Annotated in this window: 28 protein-coding genes and 1 pseudogene; 11 read left to right on the forward strand and 18 right to left on the reverse strand. The window is 69.3% G+C overall.

Annotated features, from left to right (window positions below):
• Positions 1-78 precede the first annotated feature (78 nt).
• Positions 79-1,026, reverse strand: coding sequence for a 2,3,4,5-tetrahydropyridine-2,6-dicarboxylate N-succinyltransferase (gene dapD, locus ACZ6DL_RS36210; RefSeq protein WP_466058042.1), 948 nt, complete (start codon positions 1,024-1,026; stop codon positions 79-81).
• Positions 1,027-1,303: 277 nt separating this feature from the next.
• Between dapD and dapE the strand changes: the two genes are divergently transcribed.
• From dapE to ACZ6DL_RS36245, 7 genes are all read left to right on the forward strand, one after another.
• Positions 1,304-2,407: a succinyl-diaminopimelate desuccinylase gene (gene dapE / locus ACZ6DL_RS36215; protein WP_357036252.1), complete on the forward strand. Its 1,104-nt coding sequence runs from the start codon at positions 1,304-1,306 to the stop codon at positions 2,405-2,407.
• Positions 2,408-2,519: 112 nt separating this feature from the next.
• Positions 2,520-3,299 (forward strand): enoyl-CoA hydratase-related protein, encoded by a 780-nt coding sequence (locus ACZ6DL_RS36220; protein ID WP_466058044.1) that lies wholly within the window; start codon positions 2,520-2,522, stop codon positions 3,297-3,299.
• Between the two features lie 151 nt (positions 3,300-3,450).
• Positions 3,451-4,260 carry an LOG family protein gene (locus tag ACZ6DL_RS36225; RefSeq protein ID WP_357036257.1) on the forward strand — a complete coding sequence of 270 codons (810 nt, stop codon included), beginning with the start codon at positions 3,451-3,453 and terminating at the stop codon, positions 4,258-4,260.
• Entirely contained in the window at positions 4,254-4,814 is a 561-nt protein-coding gene (locus ACZ6DL_RS36230) for an LOG family protein (protein WP_466058046.1), read from the forward strand. Before ACZ6DL_RS36225 ends, ACZ6DL_RS36230 begins: the two co-directional genes overlap by 7 nt.
• Before the next feature lie 14 nt (positions 4,815-4,828).
• Positions 4,829-6,598 carry a long-chain-acyl-CoA synthetase gene (locus ACZ6DL_RS36235; RefSeq protein ID WP_466058048.1) on the forward strand — a complete coding sequence of 590 codons (1,770 nt, stop codon included), beginning with the start codon at positions 4,829-4,831 and terminating at the stop codon, positions 6,596-6,598.
• Positions 6,599-6,656: 58 nt separating this feature from the next.
• Positions 6,657-7,541, forward strand: coding sequence for a dihydropteroate synthase (gene folP, locus ACZ6DL_RS36240; RefSeq protein ID WP_466058050.1), 885 nt, complete (start codon positions 6,657-6,659; stop codon positions 7,539-7,541).
• Positions 7,538-8,476 (forward strand): glucosyl-3-phosphoglycerate synthase, encoded by a 939-nt coding sequence (locus tag ACZ6DL_RS36245; protein ID WP_062974573.1) that lies wholly within the window; start codon positions 7,538-7,540, stop codon positions 8,474-8,476. Before folP ends, ACZ6DL_RS36245 begins: the two co-directional genes overlap by 4 nt.
• A 31-nt stretch (positions 8,477-8,507) precedes the next feature.
• Here the strand turns inward: ACZ6DL_RS36245 and ACZ6DL_RS36250 are convergent, their stop codons facing one another.
• The 9 genes from ACZ6DL_RS36250 to sigE form a co-directional block, all read right to left on the reverse strand.
• A complete protein-coding gene (locus ACZ6DL_RS36250) occupies positions 8,508-8,843 on the reverse strand; it encodes a hypothetical protein (RefSeq protein WP_466058051.1) in 336 nt (111 codons plus the stop codon).
• Between the two features lie 225 nt (positions 8,844-9,068).
• Entirely contained in the window at positions 9,069-10,145 is a 1,077-nt protein-coding gene (locus tag ACZ6DL_RS36255; RefSeq protein ID WP_466058053.1) for an XdhC family protein, read from the reverse strand.
• A gap of 93 nt (positions 10,146-10,238) precedes the next feature.
• On the reverse strand, positions 10,239-10,574 hold the full coding sequence (locus tag ACZ6DL_RS36260; RefSeq protein WP_466058055.1) for a hypothetical protein: 336 nt from the start codon (positions 10,572-10,574) through the stop codon (positions 10,239-10,241).
• Positions 10,575-10,595: 21 nt separating this feature from the next.
• The gene (locus tag ACZ6DL_RS36265) at positions 10,596-11,144 is read right to left on the reverse strand and encodes a hypothetical protein (protein WP_466058057.1); all 549 of its coding nucleotides are present in this window, start codon (positions 11,142-11,144) and stop codon (positions 10,596-10,598) included.
• Between the two features lie 364 nt (positions 11,145-11,508).
• Positions 11,509-12,366: a hypothetical protein gene (locus tag ACZ6DL_RS36270; RefSeq protein ID WP_393240896.1), complete on the reverse strand. Its 858-nt coding sequence runs from the start codon at positions 12,364-12,366 to the stop codon at positions 11,509-11,511.
• 52 nt (positions 12,367-12,418) lie between these two features.
• Positions 12,419-12,835 carry a Sec-independent protein translocase protein TatB gene (gene tatB, locus ACZ6DL_RS36275; protein ID WP_040869494.1) on the reverse strand — a complete coding sequence of 139 codons (417 nt, stop codon included), beginning with the start codon at positions 12,833-12,835 and terminating at the stop codon, positions 12,419-12,421.
• 33 nt (positions 12,836-12,868) lie between these two features.
• Positions 12,869-14,407, reverse strand: coding sequence for a S1C family serine protease (locus tag ACZ6DL_RS36280; RefSeq protein ID WP_466058059.1), 1,539 nt, complete (start codon positions 14,405-14,407; stop codon positions 12,869-12,871).
• Between the two features lie 10 nt (positions 14,408-14,417).
• Positions 14,418-14,810 (reverse strand): hypothetical protein, encoded by a 393-nt coding sequence (locus ACZ6DL_RS36285; protein ID WP_040869491.1) that lies wholly within the window; start codon positions 14,808-14,810, stop codon positions 14,418-14,420.
• 61 nt (positions 14,811-14,871) lie between these two features.
• Complete coding sequence (gene sigE / locus ACZ6DL_RS36290) at positions 14,872-15,531, reverse strand: RNA polymerase sigma factor SigE (protein ID WP_357036291.1); 660 nt, start codon at positions 15,529-15,531, stop codon at positions 14,872-14,874.
• Positions 15,532-15,808: 277 nt separating this feature from the next.
• On the opposite strand from sigE, the gene ACZ6DL_RS36295 reads away from it, so the two are divergent.
• From ACZ6DL_RS36295 to ACZ6DL_RS36305, 3 genes are all read left to right on the forward strand, one after another.
• Positions 15,809-16,441 (forward strand): O-methyltransferase, encoded by a 633-nt coding sequence (locus tag ACZ6DL_RS36295; protein ID WP_373283906.1) that lies wholly within the window; start codon positions 15,809-15,811, stop codon positions 16,439-16,441.
• A gap of 75 nt (positions 16,442-16,516) precedes the next feature.
• Positions 16,517-16,750, forward strand: coding sequence for a hypothetical protein (locus ACZ6DL_RS36300; RefSeq protein ID WP_466058061.1), 234 nt, complete (start codon positions 16,517-16,519; stop codon positions 16,748-16,750).
• A 241-nt stretch (positions 16,751-16,991) separates the two neighbouring features.
• The gene (locus tag ACZ6DL_RS36305; protein ID WP_357036294.1) at positions 16,992-17,216 is read left to right on the forward strand and encodes a hypothetical protein; all 225 of its coding nucleotides are present in this window, start codon (positions 16,992-16,994) and stop codon (positions 17,214-17,216) included.
• Positions 17,217-17,231: 15 nt separating this feature from the next.
• Here ACZ6DL_RS36305 and glgC read toward each other — a convergent pair whose 3' ends face one another.
• Entirely contained in the window at positions 17,232-18,446 is a 1,215-nt protein-coding gene (glgC, locus tag ACZ6DL_RS36310) for a glucose-1-phosphate adenylyltransferase (protein WP_357036297.1), read from the reverse strand.
• Positions 18,447-18,583: 137 nt separating this feature from the next.
• Between glgC and glgA the strand changes: the two genes are divergently transcribed.
• A complete protein-coding gene (gene glgA / locus ACZ6DL_RS36315) occupies positions 18,584-19,738 on the forward strand; it encodes a glycogen synthase (RefSeq protein WP_466058072.1) in 1,155 nt (384 codons plus the stop codon).
• A gap of 9 nt (positions 19,739-19,747) precedes the next feature.
• On the opposite strand, the gene ACZ6DL_RS36320 is transcribed toward glgA, so the two are convergent.
• The 7 genes and pseudogenes from ACZ6DL_RS36320 to ACZ6DL_RS36350 form a co-directional block, all read right to left on the reverse strand.
• Entirely contained in the window at positions 19,748-20,623 is an 876-nt protein-coding gene (locus ACZ6DL_RS36320) for a putative RNA methyltransferase (protein WP_466058063.1), read from the reverse strand.
• On the reverse strand, positions 20,624-20,791 hold the full coding sequence (locus tag ACZ6DL_RS36325; protein ID WP_011211259.1) for a DUF3117 domain-containing protein: 168 nt from the start codon (positions 20,789-20,791) through the stop codon (positions 20,624-20,626). It abuts the gene before it with no gap.
• Positions 20,792-20,932: 141 nt separating this feature from the next.
• Positions 20,933-21,526 carry a DNA-3-methyladenine glycosylase I gene (locus ACZ6DL_RS36330; protein WP_466058064.1) on the reverse strand — a complete coding sequence of 198 codons (594 nt, stop codon included), beginning with the start codon at positions 21,524-21,526 and terminating at the stop codon, positions 20,933-20,935.
• On the reverse strand, positions 21,523-21,843 hold the full coding sequence (locus ACZ6DL_RS36335; protein ID WP_466058065.1) for a DivIVA domain-containing protein: 321 nt from the start codon (positions 21,841-21,843) through the stop codon (positions 21,523-21,525). The genes ACZ6DL_RS36330 and ACZ6DL_RS36335 overlap by 4 nt, the downstream gene beginning before the upstream one ends.
• Positions 21,844-21,894: 51 nt before the next feature.
• The gene (locus tag ACZ6DL_RS36340; RefSeq protein ID WP_466058067.1) at positions 21,895-23,031 is read right to left on the reverse strand and encodes an Mrp/NBP35 family ATP-binding protein; all 1,137 of its coding nucleotides are present in this window, start codon (positions 23,029-23,031) and stop codon (positions 21,895-21,897) included.
• Between the two features lie 19 nt (positions 23,032-23,050).
• The gene (locus ACZ6DL_RS36345) at positions 23,051-23,914 is read right to left on the reverse strand and encodes a lytic transglycosylase domain-containing protein (protein WP_466058069.1); all 864 of its coding nucleotides are present in this window, start codon (positions 23,912-23,914) and stop codon (positions 23,051-23,053) included.
• Between the two features lie 113 nt (positions 23,915-24,027).
• Positions 24,028-24,777 (reverse strand): annotated as a pseudogene (locus ACZ6DL_RS36350) (lytic transglycosylase); the annotation flags it as partial.

Below are 24,777 nucleotides of genomic sequence, written 5' to 3' on the forward strand. Positions count from 1 at the left end.
TCCGGCCGAGGCTGCACGAGTGGACATGGTCGCGGCAAAGCGCGAGAAGAGCTCTCGACCCTGTCCACTCGTGAGGTTCTAGTCGTTGGCGTGGAGGTCGGCGTTGAGTTCTATGCCGGTGCCCTTGCGGGGGACTACCTCGACGGCGCCGGTGGTGGAATTGCGGCGGAACAGGAGGTTGTCGTGGCCGGCCAGGTCGGCCGCCTTGACGAGGGTGCCGTCGGGGGTGGTGACCTTGGTGCCCGCGGTCAGGTAGAGGCCCGCCTCGACCACGCAGTCGTTGCCGAGCGGGATACCGAGGCCGGAGTTCGCGCCGAGCAGCGAGCGCTCGCCGATGGAGATGACCTTGGTGCCGCCGCCGGAGAGCGTGCCCATGGTGGACGCGCCGCCGCCGATATCGGAGCCGTCGCCGACTACGACGCCCGCGGAGATGCGGCCCTCGATCATCGAGGCGCCGAGGGTGCCCGCGTTGAAGTTCACGAAGCCTTCGTGCATGACGGTGGTGCCGGAGGCCAGGTGCGCGCCGAGGCGGACGCGGTCGGCGTCGCCGATACGGACGCCGGAGGGCAGCACGTAGTCGACCATGCGCGGGAACTTGTCCACGCTGTACACGGTGACCGGACCGCGGGCGCGCAGCTTGGCGCGAGTGGCCTCGAAACCCTCCACCGCGGCGGGGCCGTGATTGGTCCACACCACGTTGGTCAGCAGGCCGAACTGGCCCTCCAGACTCACCTCGTGCGGTTTGACCAGGCGGTGCGAGAGCAGGTGCAAGCGCAGGTAGACGTCGTGCGCGTCGACCGGGGCGGCGGACAGGTCGGCGATCGTGGTGCGCACCGCGATCACGTCGACCCCGCGCGCGTCGTCGAAGCCCAGCAGCGCCGCGTACTCGGCGGGCGCCTCGTCCAGCCGCTTGGTGCCGGTCTCGGCGAACTCGCCCAGCTGCGGGTTCGGGTACCACGTGTCCAGTACGGTCCCGTCCGCGGTCACATTGGCGATACCGACTGCTGCTGCTCCCTGGATGCTCACGGCCTAGAGGTTACCGACCCGCGCCGGACAACGGTGCGGCTGCTCCGGCGACCGCCGTCACCAGGCTCGATACCCGTTCGGCTCCAGGACCGGACGGCCGTGTGCCCGGTGAGCGCCTGACGCTGCCACCGGAGGGCACGAAGTTCACGGCGTCCACGGAACACTCTTTCCCTCGCGCGCAGCAGTGTGACGAGCCGCGCCCGCTCCCGGAAGAGACGGCCGCGACCCGAGGCGGCGTGCGGGCCGTGGCGGGTGAGCGGGTCGTAGGGTGAAGCGCGTGACCATCGACCTGCATGCCGACCCGATCGCACTGACCGCCGCACTCGTCGACATTCCGAGCGTCTCGCGCGACGAGGCGGCCATCACCGACGTGGTGGAGCGGGCGTTGCGTGAGCAGACGACGGGGTTCGAGATCCTCCGGCACGGAAACGTGGTGCTGGCGCGCACCCAGCGTGGGCTGCCCACCCGGGTGATCCTGGCCGGGCACCTGGACACCGTGCCGATCGCCGACAACGTGCCCGGCCGGTTCGAGGTGAGCCCGGTGGGTGAGCGGGTCCTCTACGGCTGCGGCTCGGTGGACATGAAGTCGGGTGACGCGGTCTTTCTGCACCTCGCCGCGACCGTCGCCGACCTGGTGCACGACCTGACCCTGATCTTCTACGACGGGGAGGAGATCGCCGCCGAGTTCAACGGGCTCGGGCACATCGAGCGCGATCTGCCCGACTGGCTCACCGGCGACCTCGCCGTCCTCGGCGAACCGTCCGGCGGCTGGATCGAGGCCGGTTGCCAGGGCGCGCTGCGCGCTCGACTGCGCACCTCCGGCGTGCGCGCGCACGCGGCGCGGGCGTGGCTGGGCGACAACGCGATTCACCGGCTGGCCCCGATACTGCAGCGGCTGGCCGACTATCGCGCGCGGGAAGTGGACATCGACGGCTGCGTCTATCGCGAGGGCCTGTCCGCCGTGCAGGTCGAGGCCGGAGTCGCGGGCAATGTCGTGCCGGACGCCGCCGAGCTGGAGGTCAACTTCCGTTTCGCTCCCGACCGCACGATCGACCAAGCCGTCGAGCACGTGCGCGAGGTCTTCGCCGGGCTCGAGCTGTCCTTCGAGGTGATCGACGCGGCGCCGGGCGCGCTGCCCGGCCTGACGGCGCCGGCGGCCAAGGACCTGATCGACTCGGTGCAGCGCCACGGCGGCGGCGGTGTCCGCGCCAAGTACGGCTGGACCGACGTCTCGCGTTTCGCGGCCCGCGGCATCCCCGCCGTCAACTTCGGTCCCGGCGATCCCAACCTCGCGCACAAGCGCGACGAGCACGTCCCCGTCGACCAGATCACCGCCGTCACCGCCATGTTGCGCAGCTACCTGAGCAGCGCACCGGACTGAACGCCGCGCGCGGATCGGGGTGCTCTCGCCGCATTCGGTGCGGCGCAGTAGTCCTCTGAATCGGGTTTTCCGACCTGTCGTGTGGCTGCCCGCGGAGATCTACGGTGGAGATATGACCGCCTTGGAGTATCGGCATCTGCTGGTCGCGCGGGACGGCGACACGGTGCGCATCACCATGAACCGGCCGGAGCGGCGCAACGCGCTGTCGGGGGAGCATCTGGCCGAACTGCTCGCCTCGTTCCGGGCCGCAGGGGAGACCGACGCCACCGGGATAGTGCTCGGGGCGCGGGGCCCGGTGTTCTGCGCGGGCCACGATTTCGCCGACGTCGCCGGGCGCGACTTGCTCGGCGTGCGGGAACTGCTCACGCTCTGCACCGAGCTCATGTCGACCATCCAGTCGGTGCCGCAGGTGGTGATCGCCCGGGTGCACGGTCTGGCCACGGCCGCAGGCTGCCAGCTGGTGGCCTCCTGCGATCTGGCCGTCGCCGCCGAATCCGCCGGGTTCGCGCTCCCCGGCGGCAAGGGTGGCTGGTTCTGCCACACCCCCGCGGTGCCGGTGGCCCGCGCCGTCGGACGTAAACGCCTGATGGAAATGGCCCTCACCGGCGACCCGATCGATGCCCGCACCGCCGAACAGTGGGGACTGATCAACCGTGTGGTGCCGGACGCCGAGCTGGACACCGCCGTGGGTGCGTTGCTCGCCCGCGCCACCCGGGGCAGCCGGGCCAGCAAGGCACTCGGCAAACGCACTCTCTACAGCCAACTCGACCGTCCCGAAGCAGACGCCTACGCCCTCGCCCTGGAAGTCATGGCCGCCGCCGCTCAACTTCCCGGCGCCCGCGAAGGAATGGCGGCCTTCCTGGCGAAGCGCCCGCCCGCTTGGCCCGATTAGCGCAGCGGAGGGGCCTTTCCCAGGGGTCGGAATCGCGAGCGCCACCGTCATCACGTACCCACCGAGGCCGGACGGAGCATGACTCGGAACGCCGGACGACTTCTCCCGTCCAGCCCCTGGGTCCGCCTTGCCGGGCGGTAGCGTGGAACGCATGTCCACCGACGCCGCGGACCGTGAGGTCGCCCCCAAACCCAAGTCGACACCGAAATTCCGCGGCCCGATCATGTTTCGCCGCGAGCGGGCCGACGGCGTGGGCACCGCCGACCGGCACCTGCTGGACAAGCGTGGCGACACGGACTGGGTACACACCGATCCATGGCGCGTGCTGCGCATCCAAGCCGAGTTCGTCGAGGGCTTCGGCGCGCTCGCCGAGGTGCCGCGGGCGGTAACCGTCTTCGGTTCCGCGCGCACGTCCGCCGACCACCCGGAATACCAGGCCGGGCGGGCCATCGGCGCCGCGCTGGCGCGGGCCGGTTTCGCGGTGATCACCGGCGGCGGCCCCGGCGCGATGGAGGCGGCGAACCGCGGCGCCTGCGAGGCGGGCGGCTACTCGATCGGCCTCGGCATCGAGTTGCCGTTCGAGCAGAGCCTCAACGACTGGGTCGACCTGGGCATCAATTTCCGGTACTTCTTCGTCCGCAAGACGATGTTCGTGAAGTACTCGCAGGCGTTCATCTGCCTGCCCGGCGGTTTCGGCACGCTCGACGAGTTGTTCGAGGCGCTGACGCTGGTGCAGACGCACAAGATCACCCGGTTTCCCATCATCCTGTTCGGCACCAGGTACTGGGCGGGGCTGGTCGATTGGCTGCGCGATTCGCTCGGCGGTTCGGGCAAGATCTCCCCCGGCGACCTCGGTCTGCTGCATGTGACCGACAGCGTCGAGGAGGTCGTGCACATCATCCAGGCCGCCGCGGAGGCGGGTGGCGCCGAGGACGCGATCGGGACGGAGGATCAGTGGTGAGCGATCGGCCTTTCGCCGTCTGTGTCTACTGCTCGGCGAGCACCACCGACCAGGACTACCTCTCGCTGGCCGCCCGGGTGGGCACCGAGATCGCCCGGCGCGGTTGGCAACTGGTGTCCGGTGGCGGGCACGTCTCGATGATGGGCGCGGTCGCCACCGCGGCGCGCGCGGGCGGCGCGAACACCATCGGCGTGATCCCGAAACACCTGGTGCACCGGGAGGTCGCCGACGTCGACGCCGACGAACTGGTGGTCACCGACACCATGCGCCAGCGCAAGCAGGTGATGGAGGACCGCGCCGACGCCTTCCTCACCCTGCCCGGCGGCATCGGCACGCTGGAGGAGTTCTTCGAGGCCTGGACCGGCGGCTATCTGGGACAGCACGAGAAGCCCGTTGTTGTGCTGGATCCCAATGGTTTCTTCCGCGGGTTGTTCTCCTGGCTGGACGAGTTGTACGAGCGGAAGTTCGTTCCCCAGACGGCATTGGACCGGATTACCGTGGTGACCGATCTCCCGTCCGCGTTCGCGGTACTGGAGGCGGCGCGGACCCAGTGAGGAGAGCTGAAGACGTGAGCACCGACGCCCGCTCGACGGTGAGTTTGTTCGACCTCGCCCGCAATCTTCCCGGGATGGCCCTTGACGCGCCGGGCATGCTCCGCAACGCGCTGAGCATGCTGTTGACGGCGGATTCCAAGTCCTCGGTGGGGCTGTATTTCCAGCGCAGCGCCCACCGGCATCCGGATCGGTTGTTCCTGCGGTTCGAGGGGGCGACCTTCACCTACGGTGAGGCCAACGCGCAGGTGAACCGGTATGCGAGCGTGCTCGCGGACCGCGGGGTGCGGCGCGGCGACGTGGTCGGCGTGCTGATGACCAACCGGCCGGAGACACTGTTCGTCGTGCTGGCCACGGTCAAGCTCGGTGCCACCGTGGGATTGCTCAACCACCATCAGCGCGACAACGTGCTGGCGCACAGCTTCGGCCTGCTCGACAGCGTGCTGAACGTGGTGGGCGCGGAATGCGCCGACGCGATCGACTCGCTGCCCGAGCCACCCGCCGACGTCCTCGCCGCCGACGAACTCCACGAGGCGGCCCGCGACGCCGACGACGCCGATCCACCGAGCTGTGCGGAGATCACCGCGCGGGACCGGGCGTTCCTCATCTTCACCTCCGGCACCACCGGACTGCCGAAGGCCAGCGTGATGACCCATCTGCGCTGGACCAAGAGCATGGCAGGCCTGGGCGGCCTGGGAATTCGCCTGCGCGGCAACGACACTCTGTACTGCTGCCTGCCGCTGTACCACAACAACGCGCTCACCGTCGCGTTGTCCGCGGTGCTGGCCTCCGGCGGCACACTCGCGCTCGGCCGCGGTTTCTCCGCGTCCCGGTTCTGGGACGAGGTCATCCGTGAGCAGGCCACGGCGTTCATCTACATCGGCGAGCTGTGCCGCTACCTGGTCAACCAGCCCGCCAAGGCGACCGATCGGCAGCACCTGGTCCGGCTCGCCGTCGGCAACGGGCTGCGTCCGGAACTGTGGGACGAGTTCAAATCCCGGTTCGGCATCGAGCGGATCGTGGAGTTCTACGGCGCGAGCGAGGCGAACATCGCGTTCGTCAACGCCTTCGGCGTGGATCGCACGGCTGGTTTCGGTCCGCTGCCGTACGCCGTCGTGGAGTACGACGAGGAGACCGGAAAAGCGAAGCGGGACAACAAGGGCCGTTTGCGCCGGGTCGGCACCGGCGGGGTCGGGCTGCTGCTGGCCAAGGTGACCGACCGCTCGCCGTTCGACGGTTACACCGACAAGGACGCCACCGAGGCCAAGCTGGTGCGCGACGGCTTCCAGTCCGGTGACGTCTGGTTCGACACCGGCGACCTGGTCCGGGAGCAGGGCTGGCATCACATCGCGTTCGTCGACCGGCTCGGCGACACGTTCCGATGGAAGGGCGAGAACGTGGCGACCACCGAGGTGGAGGGCGCGCTGAGCAAGGCGGAGCCGATCGCGCAAGCGGTGGTCTACGGCGTGGACATCCCCGGGACGGACGGCAAGGCGGGCATGGCCGCGGTGACGCTGCGTCCCGGCGCGGAATTCGACGGTGCGGCGGTGGCGAAGCTGGTCTACCAGCAATTGCCGGGGTACGCCGTGCCCCTGTTCATTCGTATCGTCCACGAACTGGAGCAGACCTCCACGTTCAAAAGCCGCAAGGTCGAACTGCGCAAGCAGGGGTATGCCCCGGACCCCGACAGCACGCTGTACGTCCTCGCGGGCCGCACCGAGGGCTATGTCCCCGGCTACGACGACTATGCCGCCGAGGTAGCGGCGGGACGGGCGCCCAAGAGCTGACGGGCGAGATCAGCACGGCCTGAAGACCCGGAGTGACGGACTGGCTACAGTCGTTGACATGTTCAGCTCGACCGCGGCGCCGCTTCCCACGCTGTGCGGCAGGCCGGTGGCGACGGATCGAGCGCTGGTGATGGCGATCGTGAATCGCACGCCGGACTCGTTCTACGACCGTGGCGCCACGTTCACCGACGCGGCGGCGATGGAGGCCGTGGCGCGCGCGGTGGACGAGGGCGCCGACCTCGTCGACATCGGCGGGGTGAAAGCCGGGCCGGGCGATTCGGTGGACGCGGCCGAGGAGACGCGCCGGGTGGTGCCGTTCGTCGCGGCCATCCGCGCGAAGTACCCGCAGCTATTGATCAGCGTCGACACCTGGCGGGCCGAGGTGGCGCTGGCGGCGGTGGGCGAGGGGGCGGATCTGATCAACGACACCTGGGCGGGCGCCGATCCCGATCTCGTTCCGGTGGCCGCCGCGCACGGCGCCGGTGTGGTGTGCAGCCATACCGGTGGCGCGATGCCGCGCACCCGGCCGCATCGGGTCCGCTACGCCGACGTGGTGGGTGAGGTCACCGAAACCGTGGTGCAGGCCGCGGAGAACGCGCTCGCGGCCGGGGTGCGCCGGGATTCGATTCTGATCGATCCGACGCACGATTTCGGCAAGAACACCTATCACGGGCTCGAACTGTTGCGCCGAGTCGACGTTCTTGTAAAAACCGGATGGCCAGTCTTGATGGCGCTGAGCAACAAGGATTTCATCGGGGAGACTTTAGGTGTCGGTCTTTCCGAACGGCTGGAGGGCACATTGGCGGCAACAGCATGGTCGGCGGCGGCCGGCGCCCGAGTCTTCCGTGTCCACGAAGTCGCCGCGACCCGGCGGGTCGTGGACATGATCGCCGCGATCCAGGGCATCCGGCCCCCCGCACGAACCTTGCGAGGTCTGGCATGACATTTCAACACCGTGAGCCCGCCTGGGCGACGACCCATACCTGGGACACCCCGAACTGGCGAGTGGACGAACTCGTCCGCGCCAAAGCCGGGCGCACCGTGTCGGTGGTGCTGCCCGCGCTGAACGAAGAACGGACCGTGGCCGACGTGGTGGCCAGCATCCGGCCGCTGCTCGGCACGCTGGTCGACGAGCTGATCGTGCTGGACTCCGGGTCGACCGACGCCACCGCGGAGCGCGCCCGTGCGGCGGGCGCCGAGGTGATCAGCCGCGAGCAGGCGGTGCCGGAGCTCGAGCCGGTCCCGGGCAAGGGGGAGGTGCTGTGGCGCTCCCTGGCGGTGACCAGCGGTGATCTCATCGCTTTCGTCGACTCCGACCTGATCGACCCGGATCCCGCCTTCGTCCCGAAGTTGCTCGGTCCGTTGCTCACGGTCGGTGACATGCATCTGGCCAAGGCCTATTACCGCAGGCCGCTGCGGCAAGGCGGCGCGGTGGACGCGGCCGGCGGTGGCCGTGTCACCGAACTGGTCGCCCGGCCGCTGCTGGCCGCGCTGCGACCGGAACTCTCCCAGGTCTTGCAGCCGCTCGGCGGTGAATACGCGGGCACCCGCGAACTGCTCACCTCGGTGCCGTTCGCGCCGGGCTACGGCGTCGAGATCGGGCTGCTGCTGGACACCTACGACCGGCTCGGCATGTCCGCGATCGGCCAGGTCAATTTGGGCGTGCGCACGCACCGCAACCGGCCGCTGGCCGACCTGGGGGTGATGAGCCGCCAGATTCTCGGCACCGTGCTCGGACGCAGCGGCATCCAGGACTCCGGTGCGGCGCTGACCCAGTTCCCGCTGATCGGCGACGAGTTCACGGCGCACCGCACCGAGGTCTCCCTGATGGATCGCCCGCCGATGAACACCCTGCGGCCCGCGTGGGCGGCGGCCTGAACCGCTCCACCGTCGCGGCGCCGGGATGCGGTCAGGCCCCTTCGGCGTGTGGGTCCCGCATGTATCCCGCCTCGATCAGGGTGCGGAAGGCCGCGAGTTTGTAGACGCACTCGGCCGGTTCACAGATCCGGTGGCGTTGCATGAGTTCGTGTGCCTCCGCCACGGTCAACGGCTCGACCGGCATCTGCTGCGGCCTGCCGATCGGGCAGGTCGGTAGCGGGCGCACGGGCAGCTGTTCCGCGATCACGTGCTGGGCGACGCCGACCCGGCGCCGCCGGTTCGCCGGTCCGTACATCAATCCGATGGTGGCGACCAGGCCGGCGGCGCCGGCGAGCGAGCAGAGGACGGCGATCTGGGTGGCGGTCACGGCGCTTTCTCCTCTCGGTGGGGCGGGCCGGGCAGAGCGTGGCGGGGCCGAAGCGCGAACGCACCGTCACCTACTCATAGTTAACTTTCAGCAAAGTAAGTGTGAGCCGAGGCGGCGCGCCGTGCAAGAGGTAAATGGAACGCGCAACCAGCGTAATGTGCGGCTTTATGGACGGGTATGCCCGCTGGCCAGGTGTCCAACCGCCCTATAGGCAACTTTTAGCAATCAGCGGTGGATCGGCCCGTCGATGCGGTCCAGCGGCAGAGCGGAGGCCCCACCGCGTTCGGCCAGGATCTGGGCGGCGATCGAGACGGCCGTCTCGTCCGGTGTACGCGCGCCGAGATCGAGCCCGACCGGACTGCGCAGCCGGCCGAGCTGGTCGTCGGTGACGCCTGCGGCCCGCAGGCGCTCGACGCGCTCGGCGTGCGTGCGGCGGGATCCGAGTGCGCCGACGAAGCCGATGCCCGGGCACGACAGCGCCGTCACCAGCATCGGCACATCGAATTTGGCGTCGTGGGTGAGCACGCAGACGACGGTGCGCTGGTCGATCCGCCCCGCCTCGAGTTCCTCGCCCAGATACCGGTGCGGCCAATCCACGACGACCTCGTGGGCGGCGGGAAACCTGGCGGCGGTGGCGAAGGTCTCGCGGGCGTCCACCACCGTCACCCGGTAGCCGAGTTGACGGCCGGTGCGGCTGAGCGCGCGCACGAAGTCGTTGGCGCCCGCCAGGATCATCCGCGCCGGAGCCGCGAAGACCTGGACGAACGTCCGGGGTCGTGGCGCGCCGTGTGCCGCGCACTCGTCGGCGCCCACCACCCCGCAGCGGCCCGCGGCCAGCAGCGCCCGCGCGTCGCGGTCGACGTCGTGCCACGGTTCGGTATCGGCGGTCGTCAGCAGCTTCCATTCCGGTGCGGCGTCCATGGTGGTCGCCACGGCGACGGGGGAGCCGTCCTCGATCCGCTGCCGTAACGCGGTGAGCAGCGGGAGTCGTTCGGGTGCGACGCGCTCGACGAACACCTCGATCTCGCCGCCGCAGCTCAAGCCCACCGCCGGTCCGTCGGAGTCGGCATAGCCGAACCGGTCGGTCACCGCATGGCCGCTGCTCAGGACCTGCTGCGCCGACGCGACGACGGCCGCCTCGACGCAGCCACCGGACAGCGAGCCGTGTACGTCGCCGGAGCCGGTGACGATCATCGCCGCTCCGAGTTCGCGAGGCCCGGCGCCGGTCGTGTCCACCACGCGGGCCAGCGCGACCGGCCCGAGCGGCAGCATGGTGAGCAATTGCCCGAGTATCGCGCGCACCGGAATCCGGTCCTTTCGGCGAGCGGGTCCAGCGCATCGGGCCCGAGACAGCCGGCGAATATCCGCCGTACCGTAAGCCTAGTTACCGGAGACCTATCCGTCGCGGCGACGACGATGCGGTAACAGCACCTGGTCCGCGCGTGCTTCGGGTCGGTCCTCGTCCTGATCCGCGGCCCCGTTCCGGGAATCGTCGTCGTGGCGGGGTCGCTCTTGTTCCGCGCGCTCGGTGTCGGGCCGATCGGCTCGCGGTTCCTCGCCCGCCGGGCCGTCCGCTTCGGGCGAGGTGGCCGACTCGTTCGCCAGCCGGGCCTGAAGGTCGGCGACGGTCACGTGAGCCTTCGCCCCCGCGGGCCGCAGCAGGACACTGAGGATCAGGCCGAGCAGGCCCACCGCCAGGACGGCGCCGCCGATCAGCAGTAACGGATTCACGATTCCTCCTTGCCGGACACCTCAGGCGTCCGTTTCGCGGAGCTGTAGCTGGGACGGGACGGCGCCGGTCTCGAAGTACGCCGTGAAGATCTCGGCCGCCTGCTCGGCGGTGAACACCTCGTCCGGATAGACCCGCGGCGTGGGCACGCAGGCCGGGACCGGCACATCCACCCGAGGCGGTCCGAGCCGCTGACCGGGTAAGCCCACGGTGAAGCGATGCGGCATGCCCTCGACGGTGGTGCGCACCTCGAGGGTGAGCGTGTCTGCCGAGCCGGTGCATTGCAGGTACTCCCGCCCGGGAGCGGAACTGATCGCCGGGTCGATGTCCGCGGGCCGCATCGGCTCGGCGAGCCGGGTCATGTTCACCGAGTAGCGGTGGAAGCCGTCCAGCCTGTCCAGCGGGCGCAGAAAGCTGTCGATGGGCTCATCCGGGCGGAGGAAGACTCGCAACCGGTCGCTGTAGGTCACCCGGTGGGTGGTCACCGCCGGATCGCCCGTCCGGGCGGGGGCCGCGGCGCCGTGCCGCGGGCGCCGCAGCACGGAGAGGAGGGACACGGAACTCGCAGACATCGACTTTCGATCACGCATCAGAGTTCACCTATCACATGCGGTTATCGTCCAGCTATTCAATCATCCCTGTATGAACGCGCTCGGACGAGGGCTGGTGACCTGTGCCACACGAGAGAATTTCGGCCGGCGTGATGCTCCTGAGTCGTCACGACCAGGTGATCGGTGGAATGGTTCGCGGCATGTTGGAGTGTCCATTCGATGTCCACCGTCCGGATTTCCGGCCGTGGATGGGCTCAACTACGATGTCCATACATTTGCTGAATGTCGTTGGGCGCGTAGAGCCGACGCGCGGGTGATCACAATCGCCGGTAGGGGCGGGTCCGACGACGGTCTCCGGCAACGGAGGTCGTGCGAGATATGTGAGTCAGCGGCGTACACCCGTTGCGGGCGATCTGTTTTCGGGGTCGTGGCGGTAGACCGGAGTGAGCAGGTCGGCTTCCAAGGGTTCACCCGTGGCACGGTCGAAGCGACAGGCGATCAGCACCGAGAACAGGTGATTGCTCGCTCGTTCGTGCAGCGTGGCCAGCCGGGTGGCGAGCAACCGGATGGCGCCGAGCGAGCCGGGCGGATGCATGCCGTCGATCATCAATACACTGCCCCGCCCGTCGGGCCGGGGAAGCCTGCCCAGGTAGGCGATGTCGTGCGGTTCCGGTCCGCCCGGCCGGTAGACCCGCCGAGCCGCCCTGTCCTCGATTCCCCGGCGCGCGTCCCCCACTCTCGCCACCGCGCGGCGCAAGCGGGGATCGGCGGCCACCAACTGGCGCAGGCTCGGGGACAGTTCCGGACCGCCCAACACGATCAGGCCGTCACGCCGCAGGTCGATCGGGCGGCCCGGTAGGAAATGTTCGACCGCTACTCCGAAGCCGAGTTCGCGCAGGAGCTCGGCCAATCGCTGCGGTGCGGCGGGATCGGGCGCGCCGATCACGCGCCCGGCGCGCACCTCGGGGACGAGCACGGTGAGCGAACCGTGCCCGAAGAACAGTCCTTCCGGCGCGGGGCCCTGGGTACTCACCTGGTGGATGCGGGCCCGGGAAAGGCCCGCCGCCGCACCGATTCTGGCGAACGTCCAGCCTTCGGCATGGAGTTCCCGGATGACGGCACGCCGAATCCTGGTCAGTTCGTTGATGGTCTGCTGGGCTGCCGCCACCCCGTCGGTGGCCGCTTTCAGTCGCTCGACCTTGTCCTCGATCGCGAACACGCGCGCCACGTCATCGGCCGACATGTGCGAAGTCTAGACAGCTGAACAGCGCTATGCGTCTAGTCTGCTTGACGAATCAGGTGGCGTCGGTGTCGATCGGCGGACGTTCGTTGCGCTCCAACGGCTTAGCCAACTTGGGCATCGGGTAGTCCGGCATCCCGCTGTTCGTGCTGTACAGGTCCTTCGGATCGGGCAGCGCGCTGTCGAAATCCTTGAACAGCGAATCGTCGCCGTTGAGAAGATGTTTGGTCACCATCGCCCGCGGAGTCATACCGCGCAGTTCGTTCAGGTCGGCCAGCGGCTTGCGTAAATCGTCGAACTCCGGCCCGAGTTCCTGTCGCAACTGGGACGTGGCGCCGCTCGCGTAATCGCGCACCTGCCGCAGGCTGCGCGTGGTCCAGCGCACGGCACCGGGCAAGCGCTCCGGGCCGAGGATGACGAGGGCGGCGACGAGCAGGATGACCATCTCGCTCCAGCCGATGTTGCTGAACACGTAACCAGGCTACCCGGCGATCCGGCCGCCGGGTCAGTCGGATTCCAGCGTCACCGGCACGTCCACCTGCCTGCCGTCGCGGATCAACTGCACGTTCACCGTTTCGCCGATCTTGCGCGACTGCACCGCGACGACCAGTTCGTCCGGACCGGTGACCTCTCGATCGCCGACCTTCACGATCACGTCGCCCTCCACGATCCCGGCCTTCGCCGCTGGACCGCCCGCCACGACGTCCGCCACCGCCGCACCGCTCATGACTTCGTTGGCCACCTGCTTGGTGCGCGCGCTCAGGCCGATCGTCGGGTGGTGCACGACGCCGTCGCGGATCAAGGTCTGGGCGACCTCGATCACCTTGTCCACCGGGATCGCGAAGCCGAGGCCGACCGAGCCGCCGGTCTCGCTGCGGATGGCGGTGTTGATGCCGATCACCCGGCCGTCCATGTCCACCAGCGCGCCGCCGGAGTTACCCGGGTTGATCGACGCGTCGGTCTGCACGGCGTCGATCACGGCCTTCGTGTCGCTGCCCTCGCCCTCCAGCTTCACCGGGCGGTGCAGGGCGCTGACGATGCCGGAGGTCACCGTCTTGCTCAGGCCGAGCGGCGAACCGATGGCCAGCACATCGTCACCGACCTGGACGTTGCCGGATTTGCCGAGCTGGGCGACGGTGAGGTTCTTCACATCGACCTTCAGTACGGCCAGGTCGGTCTTCGGGTCGCGGCCGACGATCTGGGCGGGCACCCGGGTGCCGTCGGAGAACTGCACCTGGATCGCGGACCGGTTGGACTTGTCCTGCGCGGCCATCGAGACGACATGGTTGTTGGTGACCACGTAGCCGCCGCCGTCGATCACCACGCCGGAGCCGGTGGCGCCGTTGTCGCCGACGGTCACCCGGATGGAGACGACCGAGGGCAGCACGGCGTTGGCGACCTGGGCGATCATGCCGTGCGGGCGGGTGCCGTCACCGGTCTGTTCGAGGGTCACCTTCCGCGAGGTGAGCGTCGAGGCCGTTTCCGCGGTCAGCCGTCCGACCAGCCCACCGACCAGGCCGATGACGACCGCGACGAGCGCGAGCAGGGCCAGCGCCTTCGGCGCGACCCGGGAACCGAACAGGACTTCGCGGGCGCTGAGCTTCTCGGCCTGCGGCAGTGTCTGCGGCTTGGGGGTGGGCACCGCGGGGGCGCCCAGGCGTGCGACCGCTTCGGGATCACGCCACGGATCGGCCGGTCCGGCCACGGCCGACGGGCCGTCGGCGGCGTCGGGGTCGCGCTGCAGGATCTCGGTGGAGCCTTCCGGGCGCCCGAACGCCTCGGCCAGCACCGCGTCGGGCGGACGGTTCTGTAGTTCGGGACCGGATTGCGGCGTCGTACCCGCCTTGCGGAGCGGCGAGGGCTCGGCGAACGAACCGGATAGGCCGGACGGCCTGCGGAAGGCACGTGCGGTATGCGTGTCGACATGGGGCCGGTAGACCGGGCGCGGACCGAGAACGGGTGCGTCCGGCGGACGGAGATTCCCGCGGTCGGCCGCCGAATTCGAGGTGTCGGCCGATCCGGAATTCGTCGATTCGGTGGTCACTCGGGAAACTCTACTTGCGCCACCACGTGGTCCACCGGGTCGCGGTGAACGAATCGGTCAGAAAGCCGAAAACCGCCTCGTTACGGCCGGACTGGCCGGAAGCCGACGAGGGCGTCCGGCCGCTGGACGCGCCGCCCGGCAGCTCCGCGAGCGGAATCCTGGTCAAGCTGTCGTGCAGGCCGGTCGGAATCGCGACCTGGCCCGCGTGCCGCAAGGCGATGCGCGCCTGCTGCTGGGCATCGACCTCCGCCGCGCACTCGGGACACAGCGACAGGTGTTGAGCGGCGCGCAGGTAGGCGTTCATCCGTAGCTCCCCGTCCACGTACGCCGCGACCGCCTCACTCGCCAGATGCTCGGTGGGGCGGAAACGGGGCGGACCGGACGTGCTGGAGTCGCCACTCATTCGGTGCTCACCCTTTCAACCGACATCGACCGAGGTTCGGGCGATGCCGGCGTCCGACGAATCACCCTATGTTCGCTTCAGCGGCGAACCGCTGCTCACTTCCATTATGCGCAAGGTAGTCGCGCAGGGCTTGACGTCCACGATGGATCCGACTGCGCACAGTGCCCAGTTTCACGCCGAGCGTAGCGCCGATCTCCTCGTAGGACAGCCCCTCGATGTCACACAGCACCACGGCCGCGCGGAACTCCGGCGCGAGCGAATCCAGGGCCGATTGCAGGTCGGGATCCAGCCGCGCGTCGTGATACGCCTGCTCCGGCCCCGGGCCCTCGGCGGGCACCCGGTCGTAGTCCTCGGGCAGCGCTTCCATCCTGATCCGGTTGCGGCGGCGCACCATGTCCAGGAACAGGTTGGTGGTGATGCGGTGTAGCCACCCCTCGAAGGTGCCCGGCTGGTAGTTCGACAGCGAACGGAACACCCGGATGAATGTCTCCTGGGTGAGGTCCTCCGCGTCCTGTGCGTCGCCGGAGAGGCGATAGGCCAACCGGTAGACCCGGTCGGCGTGCTCCCGCACCAGTTCGTCCCACGTCGGCATCGCCGACCGGTCACCGGTGGCATCGAAGGCAGCAGTCCCGCTCAGCTCGACCGCGTCCTCGACGGAGTCGGCTTCGACCGGCAGGATCTGCTCGGGCAGGGTGGCGTATTCGCGCGCCGCATCGACCATGTGGATGGGGCTACCTCCTACTAGGGACCGCAAACGTGGGGACTCGCTCCGGGCCGGGTCTTCGGACCGTCACGTACGGATACAACAGACAACCGGTATGTCGTTGTTCCCGCGTCCCGTGTTAATACACGGTCGGTTGCTCATACTCTTTCTGGTCCTGATATGGCCGGGATATGGAGATCCTGAGGGTCACCTGAGAAAACCGGCGGCGGAAATGGCGGGCGGCGCGTGTTGTCCGGAACGCCGAGATCACCCGCCCGGCGTTAGCCTCATACCCGTGGCATCGAATCTGGAGCGGAATCTCGCCTACGTGGAGGAATCCGTCGTAGAGGACGAAATCCTCATCAGCGCGCGCGAACGGGCCACCGAACTCGGCGCTGTCCCCGTGCCGCCCTCGGTGGGGGCGCTGCTGAGCATGTACGCGCAGCTGCTCGGAGCGCGCGCGGTGGTCGAGGTCGGTACCGGCGCGGGCATCAGCGGATTGTGGCTGCTCGACGGCATGCGCGAGGACGGCACGCTGACCACCATCGATTCGGAGCCGGAACATCAGCGCGCGGCCAAGGAGGCGTTCCGCGCCGCCGACATCCCCCCGGCGCGCACCCGGCTGATCAACGGACGGGCGCTGGATGTGCTGCCCCGGCTGGCCGACGGCGCCTACGACCTGGTCTTCATCGACGCGGCGCCGCTCGAGCACCCGGAGTACGTCGCCCAAGCGGTGCGTTTGCTGCGCGAGGGCGGCGCCATTCTGCTGCACAACGCGCTGCTGGGCGGGCGCGTGCCCGATCCGGCGCAACGGGATCCGGCCACTCAGGCGGTGCGCGCCGCCACCCGCGCCATCGCGGAGAACCCGGAACTCACCTGTGTACTGATTCCGGTCGGAGACGGATTGCTCTGTGCCTCACGGGGTTAGTGATTCGCGCGCGGTCTGATTCCTTCCCGGAATCCGGGGTATGCGCTGAGGAAGAACCCAGTGAGGAAAACAGTTATGCGTGAACTAAATCCCATCGAAGTAGCGGTCATGGGGGACGTGGTGACCGAACGGCGAACGAGTTGGCTGCGGCCGACTCTATTGGCCCTGCTGTTCGTGATTGTGGGAGCCGTGCTCGTGATGGTGGTGGTGAGCAACACCGATTTCGACACCGGCCCCGAGAAAACCACTCCGCCCCCGGGACCCTGCGAGCCGTTCTGCACCCAGAACGTCGCCCCGCCCGCACAGTGATACCTCCGTCGACGGCGGCTCTCGCTCCGGCCGAATAGGCTTGCCGCCGAAGTTTTTCCGGAATTTCGGGCCAGCGCGCCCTCTTCTCCTGGCGAACACGCCACCCACAGGTGATCGGCGGAGTTCGCGAAAAGCGACCGTACCGCCACGATTCGGCTCGAGCCGCAGCGCGACGCCGATGACCGACCGATACTGGTGGAGGTCAGGTTCCGAACGGATCCGGAAGAGGTGCGACGTGGTGATGATGATGTTCCTTTGGGACGAAGACGAGCGTCGTCCCAAATCGATCCATTGGGGCCGGACCATGATCGCTTTCGGCGCGGTGCTTTTGTTCGCCGTGCTGATGGTCTATTTGGTGTGCACCGCGGATTTCGGTGACGCCTCGAAATCGACCGTGCCGCGCACACCGGGGCCGTGCGCGCCGTTCTGTCTCGGCCCGCAGGCGCCCGAGCCGGGTGGACCCTAGTACCGCTCGCCGCGGCTACACCCAAACGCCTTTGCCGACCGTGACGACCCCGCCGTTGCTCACGGCGAAACGGCTGCGATCGCGCGCCAGGTCCACTCCGATGATCTCGCCTTCGCCGACGACCACGTTCTTGTCCAGAATGGCGTGCCGCACCACCGCACCGCGTCCGATCCGCACGCCGGGCATGAGCACACACCCTTCGACGGTGGCGCCGTCGTCGACCATGACATTGGCACTGAGCACCGAGTTGCGCACGGTGGCGGCGGACAGGATGCTGCCCGCGCCCACGATGCATTCCTGCGCCAGCCCGCCCTGGGCGAACTTGGCCGGCGGCAGGTTCTCGGCCGCCCCGCGGATGGGCCAGTGGCGGTTGTAGAGGTTGAACACCGGGTGCACCGACACCAGGTCCATGTGCGCGTCGTAGAACGCGTCGATGGTGCCGACATCGCGCCAGTAGCCGCGGTCCCGGTCGGTGGCGCCGGGCACGTCGTTGTCGGCGAAGTCGTAGACGCTCGCCTGTCCGGCCGCGACGAGGGCCGGAATGATGTCGCCGCCCATGTCGTGGTCGGAGTCGGCGTTGTCCGCGTCCGCCCGGATCGAGTCGACCAGCACCTTGGTGGTGAAGACGTAGTTGCCCATGGACGCGAACGTGACGTTCGGATCGTCCGGGGTGCCGGGCGGATGCGCCGGTTTCTCCAGGAACTGCGTGATTCGGCCGGCGTCGTCACTGTCGATGCAGCCGAACGCGCTCGCCTCGCTGCGCGGCACCCGGATACCCGCCACGGTCACGCCGGCGCCGGAATCGATGTGGTGGCGCACCATCTGCTCCGGATCCATCCGGTAGACGTGATCGGCGCCGAAAACCGCGATGTATTCCGGGTCCTCGTCGTAGATCAGGTTCAGCGACTGCAGGATCGCGTCCGCGCTGCCGGTGTACCAGCGTGGTCCCAGCCGCTGCTGCGCGGGCACCGGGGTGATGTACTCGCCCGCGAAACCGGACAGCCGCCAGGTCTGCGAGATGTGCCGGTCGAGCGAGTGCGACTTGTACTGGGTGAGTACGCACAGCCGCAGGAAACCCGCGTTGACCAGATTGCTGAGGACGAAGTCGATGAGGCGGTAGGCGCCGCCGAACGGGACGGCTGGTTTGGCGCGGTCGGCCGTGAGTGGAAAGAGTCGCTTGCCCTCGCCACCGGCGAGCACGATCCCGAGTACGTGCGGCTGGCTCCTCACACCTGCCAAACTACCGGGTGAAACGCGCGTGAGTGGCCGCCGCGGACCCGAACGTCTACTTTGGATCGGTGAGTTTCGGCACGGATGGCGGACGTTCGGCGGTGGATTCCGACGAGCGGGACCGGCTTCGCGTCGCGATGCTGACCCGCGAATATCCACCCGAGGTGTACGGCGGGGCGGGGGTGCACGTCACCCAGCTGACGGCGCATTTGCGTCACCTGTGCGAGGTGACCGTGCACTGTATGGGCGTCGAGCGCTCGGATGCCGTGGTCCATCGACCGGATCCGTCGCTGGACGCCGCCAACGCCGCGCTGCGGATGATGTCCGCCCAGCTACGGATGGCCGATGCCGTGGGCGAGGTGGACGTGGTGCACTCGCACACCTGGTACAGCGGCTTGGCCGGACATCTGGCCGCGACCCTCTACGGCATCCCGCACGTGCTGACCGCGCATTCGCTGGAGCCGCGCAGGCCGTGGAAGGCCGAGCAGCTCGGCGGCGGCTACCGGCTGTCGTCCTGGTCGGAGCGCAACGCCGTCGAGCACGCCGACGCCGTCATCGCGGTGAGCGAGGGCATGCGCCGCGACGTGCTCGACGCCTACCCCGCCGTCGACCCGGCCCGGGTCCACGTGGTGCACAACGGCATCGACGGGACCGTCTGGCATCCCGGTCCTTCGACCGGTGACGAGCCGTCGGTGCTCGCCGAACTCGGCGTGCGTACCGACCTTCCCATCGTCGCCTTCGTCGGCCGCATCACGCGCCAGAAGGGGGTCGGCCACCTGCTGGCCGCCGCCCGCGACTTCGATCCCGACATCCAGCTCGTGCTGTGCGCGGGCGCGCCGGACACGCCCGAGCTGGCGCAAGAGGTCACCGCGGCGGTGCACGAGCTGCGGCAGCGTCGCGGCAACGTGTTCTGGGTTCGCGAGATGTTGCCGACCGAGCAGATCCGGCAGATTCTCGCCGCCGCGTCGCTGTTCGTGTGCCCGTCGGTGTACGAGCCGCTCGGCATCGTCAACCTGGAGGCGATGGCCTGCGCGACCGCGGTGGTGGCCTCGGACGTCGGCGGCATCCCCGAGGTGGTCGACAGCCGCAACGGACGGCTGGTGCACTACGACGCGGGTGCGGCCGGGGACTACGAGCACGGGCTCGCCGCCGCCGTGAACGAGGTGGCCGGCGATCGAGAGCTGGCCGTCCGCCTCGGGGCCGCCGGGCGGGAGCGGGCGATCTCCGAATTCGACTGGTCGCGCATCGCGGCGCGCACGGTGGCGGTGTACGACGAGATCAGGAAGGGCTGAACCGGGCGATCAGGCCGCCGGGCGGTAGGTGCCCACGACGACCGAAGCGGTCACTTCGACGGACTCCGGCAGCCGCGCCGGATCCGCCGCTGCGGCGGCGGCGTGGTGCGCGGACGGACCCATCCCCACCACGTGCGCGACATCGGCTCTGGCGAGCGTCATCGGGTACTCCACCAGCGTCCGGTCGACCGGTTCGAAATGTCCCTCCATGGCGGCGTCGAGCCTGCGGTCCTTGTCGGGGTCGACCCGGACCATGTCCAGAGGCTCGATCAGCTCGCGAAGATGACGTGCGGTCGGTGTGGCGACGACGAAGCGGCCGTCCTCGGCGAGCACCCGGGCGATCTCGCCGGGATTGCGCGGGGCGAAGACGGAGAGTACGCAGGCCAGCGCACCGTCGCGGATCGGCAACCCGCGCCAGGCGTCGGCCAGCACCGCCGCGGCGCGTGGGTGGGCGCGGGCGCAGCGCCGGACGGCGGGTTTGGCCACGTCCAGTCCGATGCCGACGGCCGGGGGAGCGGCGTCGAGCGCCCGGGCGAGGTAGTAGCCGGTGCCCGCGCCGATCTCCAGTACCGGGCCGTTTGTCCGCCGCGTCGTGACGGCGTGCGTCACCGCGTCGGCGATCGGCGCGAAGTGCCCTCCGCTCTGGAAAGCGGCACGAGCGTCGAGCATGGCCGCGGTGTCCCCGGTCATCTTGGTCGACGCGCCGGTCAGCAAACTGACGTAGCCCTGTCTGGCGACGTCGAAGCTGTGGCCGCGACCGCAGCGCAGTGCTCGATCCCGCGGTTCGAGCGCGAGCGGCGCGGCGTCCTGGTGCGCCCGAATGCATTCCGGGCAGGCCAGGACGCCGGCCGCGTCGGCGAGGGCCGAGTGCTCAGCCGGGCCCACTCAGCTCGTAACGCTCTTCAGTTCGTCACCGAGCGCCGCTGCCTCGTCCGGCGTGAGTTCGACGACCAGACGCCCGCCACCCTCGAGTGGAACCCGCATAACGATTCCACGCCCTTCTTTGGTTGCCTCGAGGGGACCGTCCCCGGTGCGGGGCTTCATGGCCGCCATCCTCTGCTCCCTCCAGATCTGCGCGGTCTGCTGCGCACTTTCTTGGAACTCCAGTTGTCACCAACCAGTGAGCTCGCCGGCGTTTGGCGAGCTACACCCGTCCCATTCTTCCCTATCGCGGATGTGGACGGATAGCTGAGTTCAAAAAGTGACCGGTCGGCCCGTGCCGGGCCGGTCGTTGGCCACCCAGCAATCGGCCAGGTGGTCATCCACCATCCCGGTCGCCTGCATCAGGGCGTACGCCGTGGTCGGTCCGACGAACCGGAATCCGCGCCGTTTCAATTCTTTTGCCAGCGCGATGGATTCGGGTGTGGTCGCGGGCACGTCGGCGCCGCGGCGCGGGCGCGGGCGCGGCGGTGGGGCGAACGACCAGAGCAACTCGTCCAGGCCGATGTCGAGGTCGCGGGCAACCCGGGCGTTGGCGATGGCCGCGTCGATCTTGCTGCGGTTGCGGACGATGCCCGCGTCGGCCATCAGCCGGGCGACATCGTCGTCGCCGAACTCCGCGACGCGCTCGATGGCGAACCCGGCGAACGCCGCACGAAAGGCCGGGCGTTTGCGCAGGATGGTCAGCCAGGACAGGCCGGATTGAAACGCCTCCAGGCAGAGCCGCTCGAACAAGGCGTCGTCGCCGTGCAGGGGCTTGCCCCACTCGTGGTCGTGATAGTCCCGATAGAGCTGGGACTCCAGCGGCCAGGCACAGCGAACCAGCCCGTCGTCGGCCAGGGCGCTCACTTCGACTCCGGCGCGATCGGCGTCTGCCACCGCGCGGCCTGCGCGTCGGCCAGCTGGTGCTGGAGCTCATCGATCCGCGCGGCCAGGCGGGTCAGCGCCCAATCCACCTCGCCGGCTTTGTAGCCGCGCACCACCTGCTGGAAGCGCAACGCGCGCACGTCCGCCCCGGTGATCCCTTCCACCGGCAGCACGGTGGCCGTCGTCCCCTCCGGCAGCGGCCCCAGCTCCTCCGACCGCCCGAACACCGCACTGGCCAGTAAGAACAGCACCGCGGCGACCAAGCCGACGATCAGCACGTACAACAGCATGGTGAGCATGAGGTGAGCTTATTAGGGCACACCGACAGGTGGTCTCGCGCGTCGTGCTCGCTACAGATGCCGGGTGGTGTCGATACCCAGGGACATGCCGGCGAGGCCGCGGCGGCGGACGGCGAGCTTGTCCGCCACCTCCAGCAGAGCCTTGGCGGCGGGGTTCTCCGGATCGCGCAGCACGATCGGGGTGCCTTCGTCGCCCGCTTCCCGCAGCGCCTGTTCGATGGGGATCTGACCGAGCAGTGGCACGGTCGCACCCACCGCGCGGGTGAGCCGGTCGGCGACGGCCTGGCCGCCGCCGGAGCCGTACAGGTCCATCCGGGTGCCGTCCGGCAGGTCCAGCCAGGACATGTTCTCCACCACGCCCGCGATGCGCTGGCGAGTTTGCAGCGCGATCGCGCCCGCCCGCTCGGCCACCTCGGCGGCGGCCGGCTGCGGGGTGGTGACGACGAGGATCTCGGCTCCCGGGATCAGCTGTGCGATGGAGATCGCGACGTCGCCGGTGCCGGGCGGCAGGTCGAGCAGCAGGATGTCGAGGTCGCCCCAGAACACGTCGGCGAGGAACTGCTGCAACGCCCGGTGCAGCATCGGGCCGCGCCACACCACGGGCGTGTTGCCCTGAGTGAACTGGGCGATAGAGATCATTTTCACGTCGTGCGCGACCGGCGGCATGATCATCCGCTCGACCTGGGTGGGCCTGGCATCGGTACCGAGCATCCGCGGGATGGAATGACCGTAGATGTCCGCGTCCAGCACGCCGACCGACAGACCGCGCGCGGCCATGGCGGCGGCCAGGTTCACCGTGACGCTGGACTTGCCGACGCCGCCTTTCCCGGAGGCGACCGCGTAGACGCGGGTCAGCGAGCCGGGCTGGGCGAACGGGATGACCGGATCGGCCGAGTCGCCGCGCAACTGCTTGCGCAGTGCGGTGCGCTGCTCGTCGTCCATCACGTCGAGATCGACGGAGATGGCGCCCACACCGGGCACGTCGGCGACGGCCTTGGTGACCCGCTGCTGGATCTCCGTACGCAGGGGGCAGCCCGCCGTCGTCAGGTAGATCTCCACGTGGACATCGCTGCCGGCGCCGATGACGACGCTTTTCACCATGCCCAGCTCGGTGATCGGCTTGCGGATCTCCGGGTCGTCGACCTTTGCGAGGGCACCCCGCACGTCCGATTCCGTAACTACTGGCATGGCAGGAATTTTAGGCGTGTCAAATTTTGGGCAGATCCGCGGGCCGGGGTGCGACCCCCGTGCTGTAGGAGGTCTCCCAGGCCATGACGTTCGCGACGTAGGCCATGGAGTGGTTGTAGCGCAGGATCGCTTTCGACTGTTGTGCCAGGTCACGCATGTTCAGGCCGCCTTCGCACAGGTACTTCCCGGCGGTCAGGGCGGCGTCGAAGAGATTCTGCGGATCGGCGATGCCGTCGCCGTTGCCGTCGCCCGCGTAACGCTTCCAGGTGTCGGGTAGGAACTGCATCGGACCGATCGCGCGGTCGTAGCCGTCCAGGCCGTCCAGTGCGCCGTTGTCGGAGTCGCGAACGACGTGGTTGCCGGTGAGCGAGCCGTCCAGCACGGGGCCGTAGACGGGGCTGAGCGGGTTGCCCTCGGCATCGGCCTTACCGCCGAAGGCGTGGGTGGACTCGACCCGGCCGATGCCGGCCAGCAGCGACCACGGCATGCCGCACACGGGGTTCTCGGCGGCCAGCACTCGTTCCGCGTTCTGATAGGCCGCGACGGCCACGCCGGGGACGCCCAGCGGCCCGGCAGCCATCGCGGCGGGTTGCCGCCCACTCGGCAGCGCAACGGTTTTCACCACGGGCGTCGCGGTGGGCGCGGCCTTGGCCATTGCGTGCGCGAGGAATTCGGTGCCTGCGACGGGCTCGACGGCCGACTGCGGCCGGGCGCCCTGCACGTCCTGATCATCCGGCGTCTGAACCGCGGCCGCGAGCGGGACGGCGTCGCCGACCTCGGAGGCGGCGGTGACGGAGACGAGCCCAGCGGGAACCAATCCGGTCAACGCGATAACGGAACTGCGCCTGACGGTGGCAGGCGGTTGTTTTCGATGACGCCCCACGGTGTGGTGACCCTCCCATGACTCGCTGTGAGCCCTTTGTTACGGACCGAGGGAGAGGCTACCGCATCCGAGATCTTTTTGTTACTGCTTCGTGATCTGATACGGAGTTTGAATCACTGCTGGGGTGCGACCGGTGGCGCGGGCAGGGGGATGACGATGCCGAACGGCAGGGTGATTCCCGGCGGCGGCGTAGGTGCGGATTCGGCGCTGGGCGCCGGTTCGGCTTCGGGCGCCGGGGCGGGCGGGGTAGTGGTAGCGGGTTCGGTGTCGCCGCGCGGTGCGTTGTCGGGGACGGGCAGGTCACCGGGGATGGGCGCGGACTCGGTGGTGGCCAGCGTGGTATCGGGCTGAACGCATCCGGCGGCTGCCCGGTCCGGGGTGCCGGGCTGCCCGAGGGCTCCGGCGTCGGCGGGCCTGCCCGCCACGGCGGGATCGGCCGGGCCCGCGGGGGCGGCGGGGTCGCGGGGTGCGGCCGCCGCGCCGCCGTAGGGCTGCTGCGGTGCGAGCGGCACGCGTGCGGTCCCGGGTAGGTCCGGGAACGGCATCGGGGCGGGCATCGATTGTCCGGCACACGGATTCACCGGCGGTGGCGGCGGGCAGAAGATCCCACAGGGAATGGGCGGCAGACCCGGAATCGTGATCATCACCTGGGTCGGCTGCTGTCGCGGCCGCGGGGCGGGCGCCTGGCCCGCCGCCCGCGCCTGTTCGGCCGGATCGGTGGTCGGGGTGGTCGTGCGCACCGCGGACATCTCCGAACCCGGCGACAATGCTCCCGGCGGCACCAGGTCCGGCGAGATGCGCACCTGCGTAGGCGAACCCCCGGTCCGATACGCCGCCGCCCAACTCAGCACATTCGCCGCATA

It is taken from the genome of Nocardia sp. NPDC041819 (genome assembly GCF_055590505.1).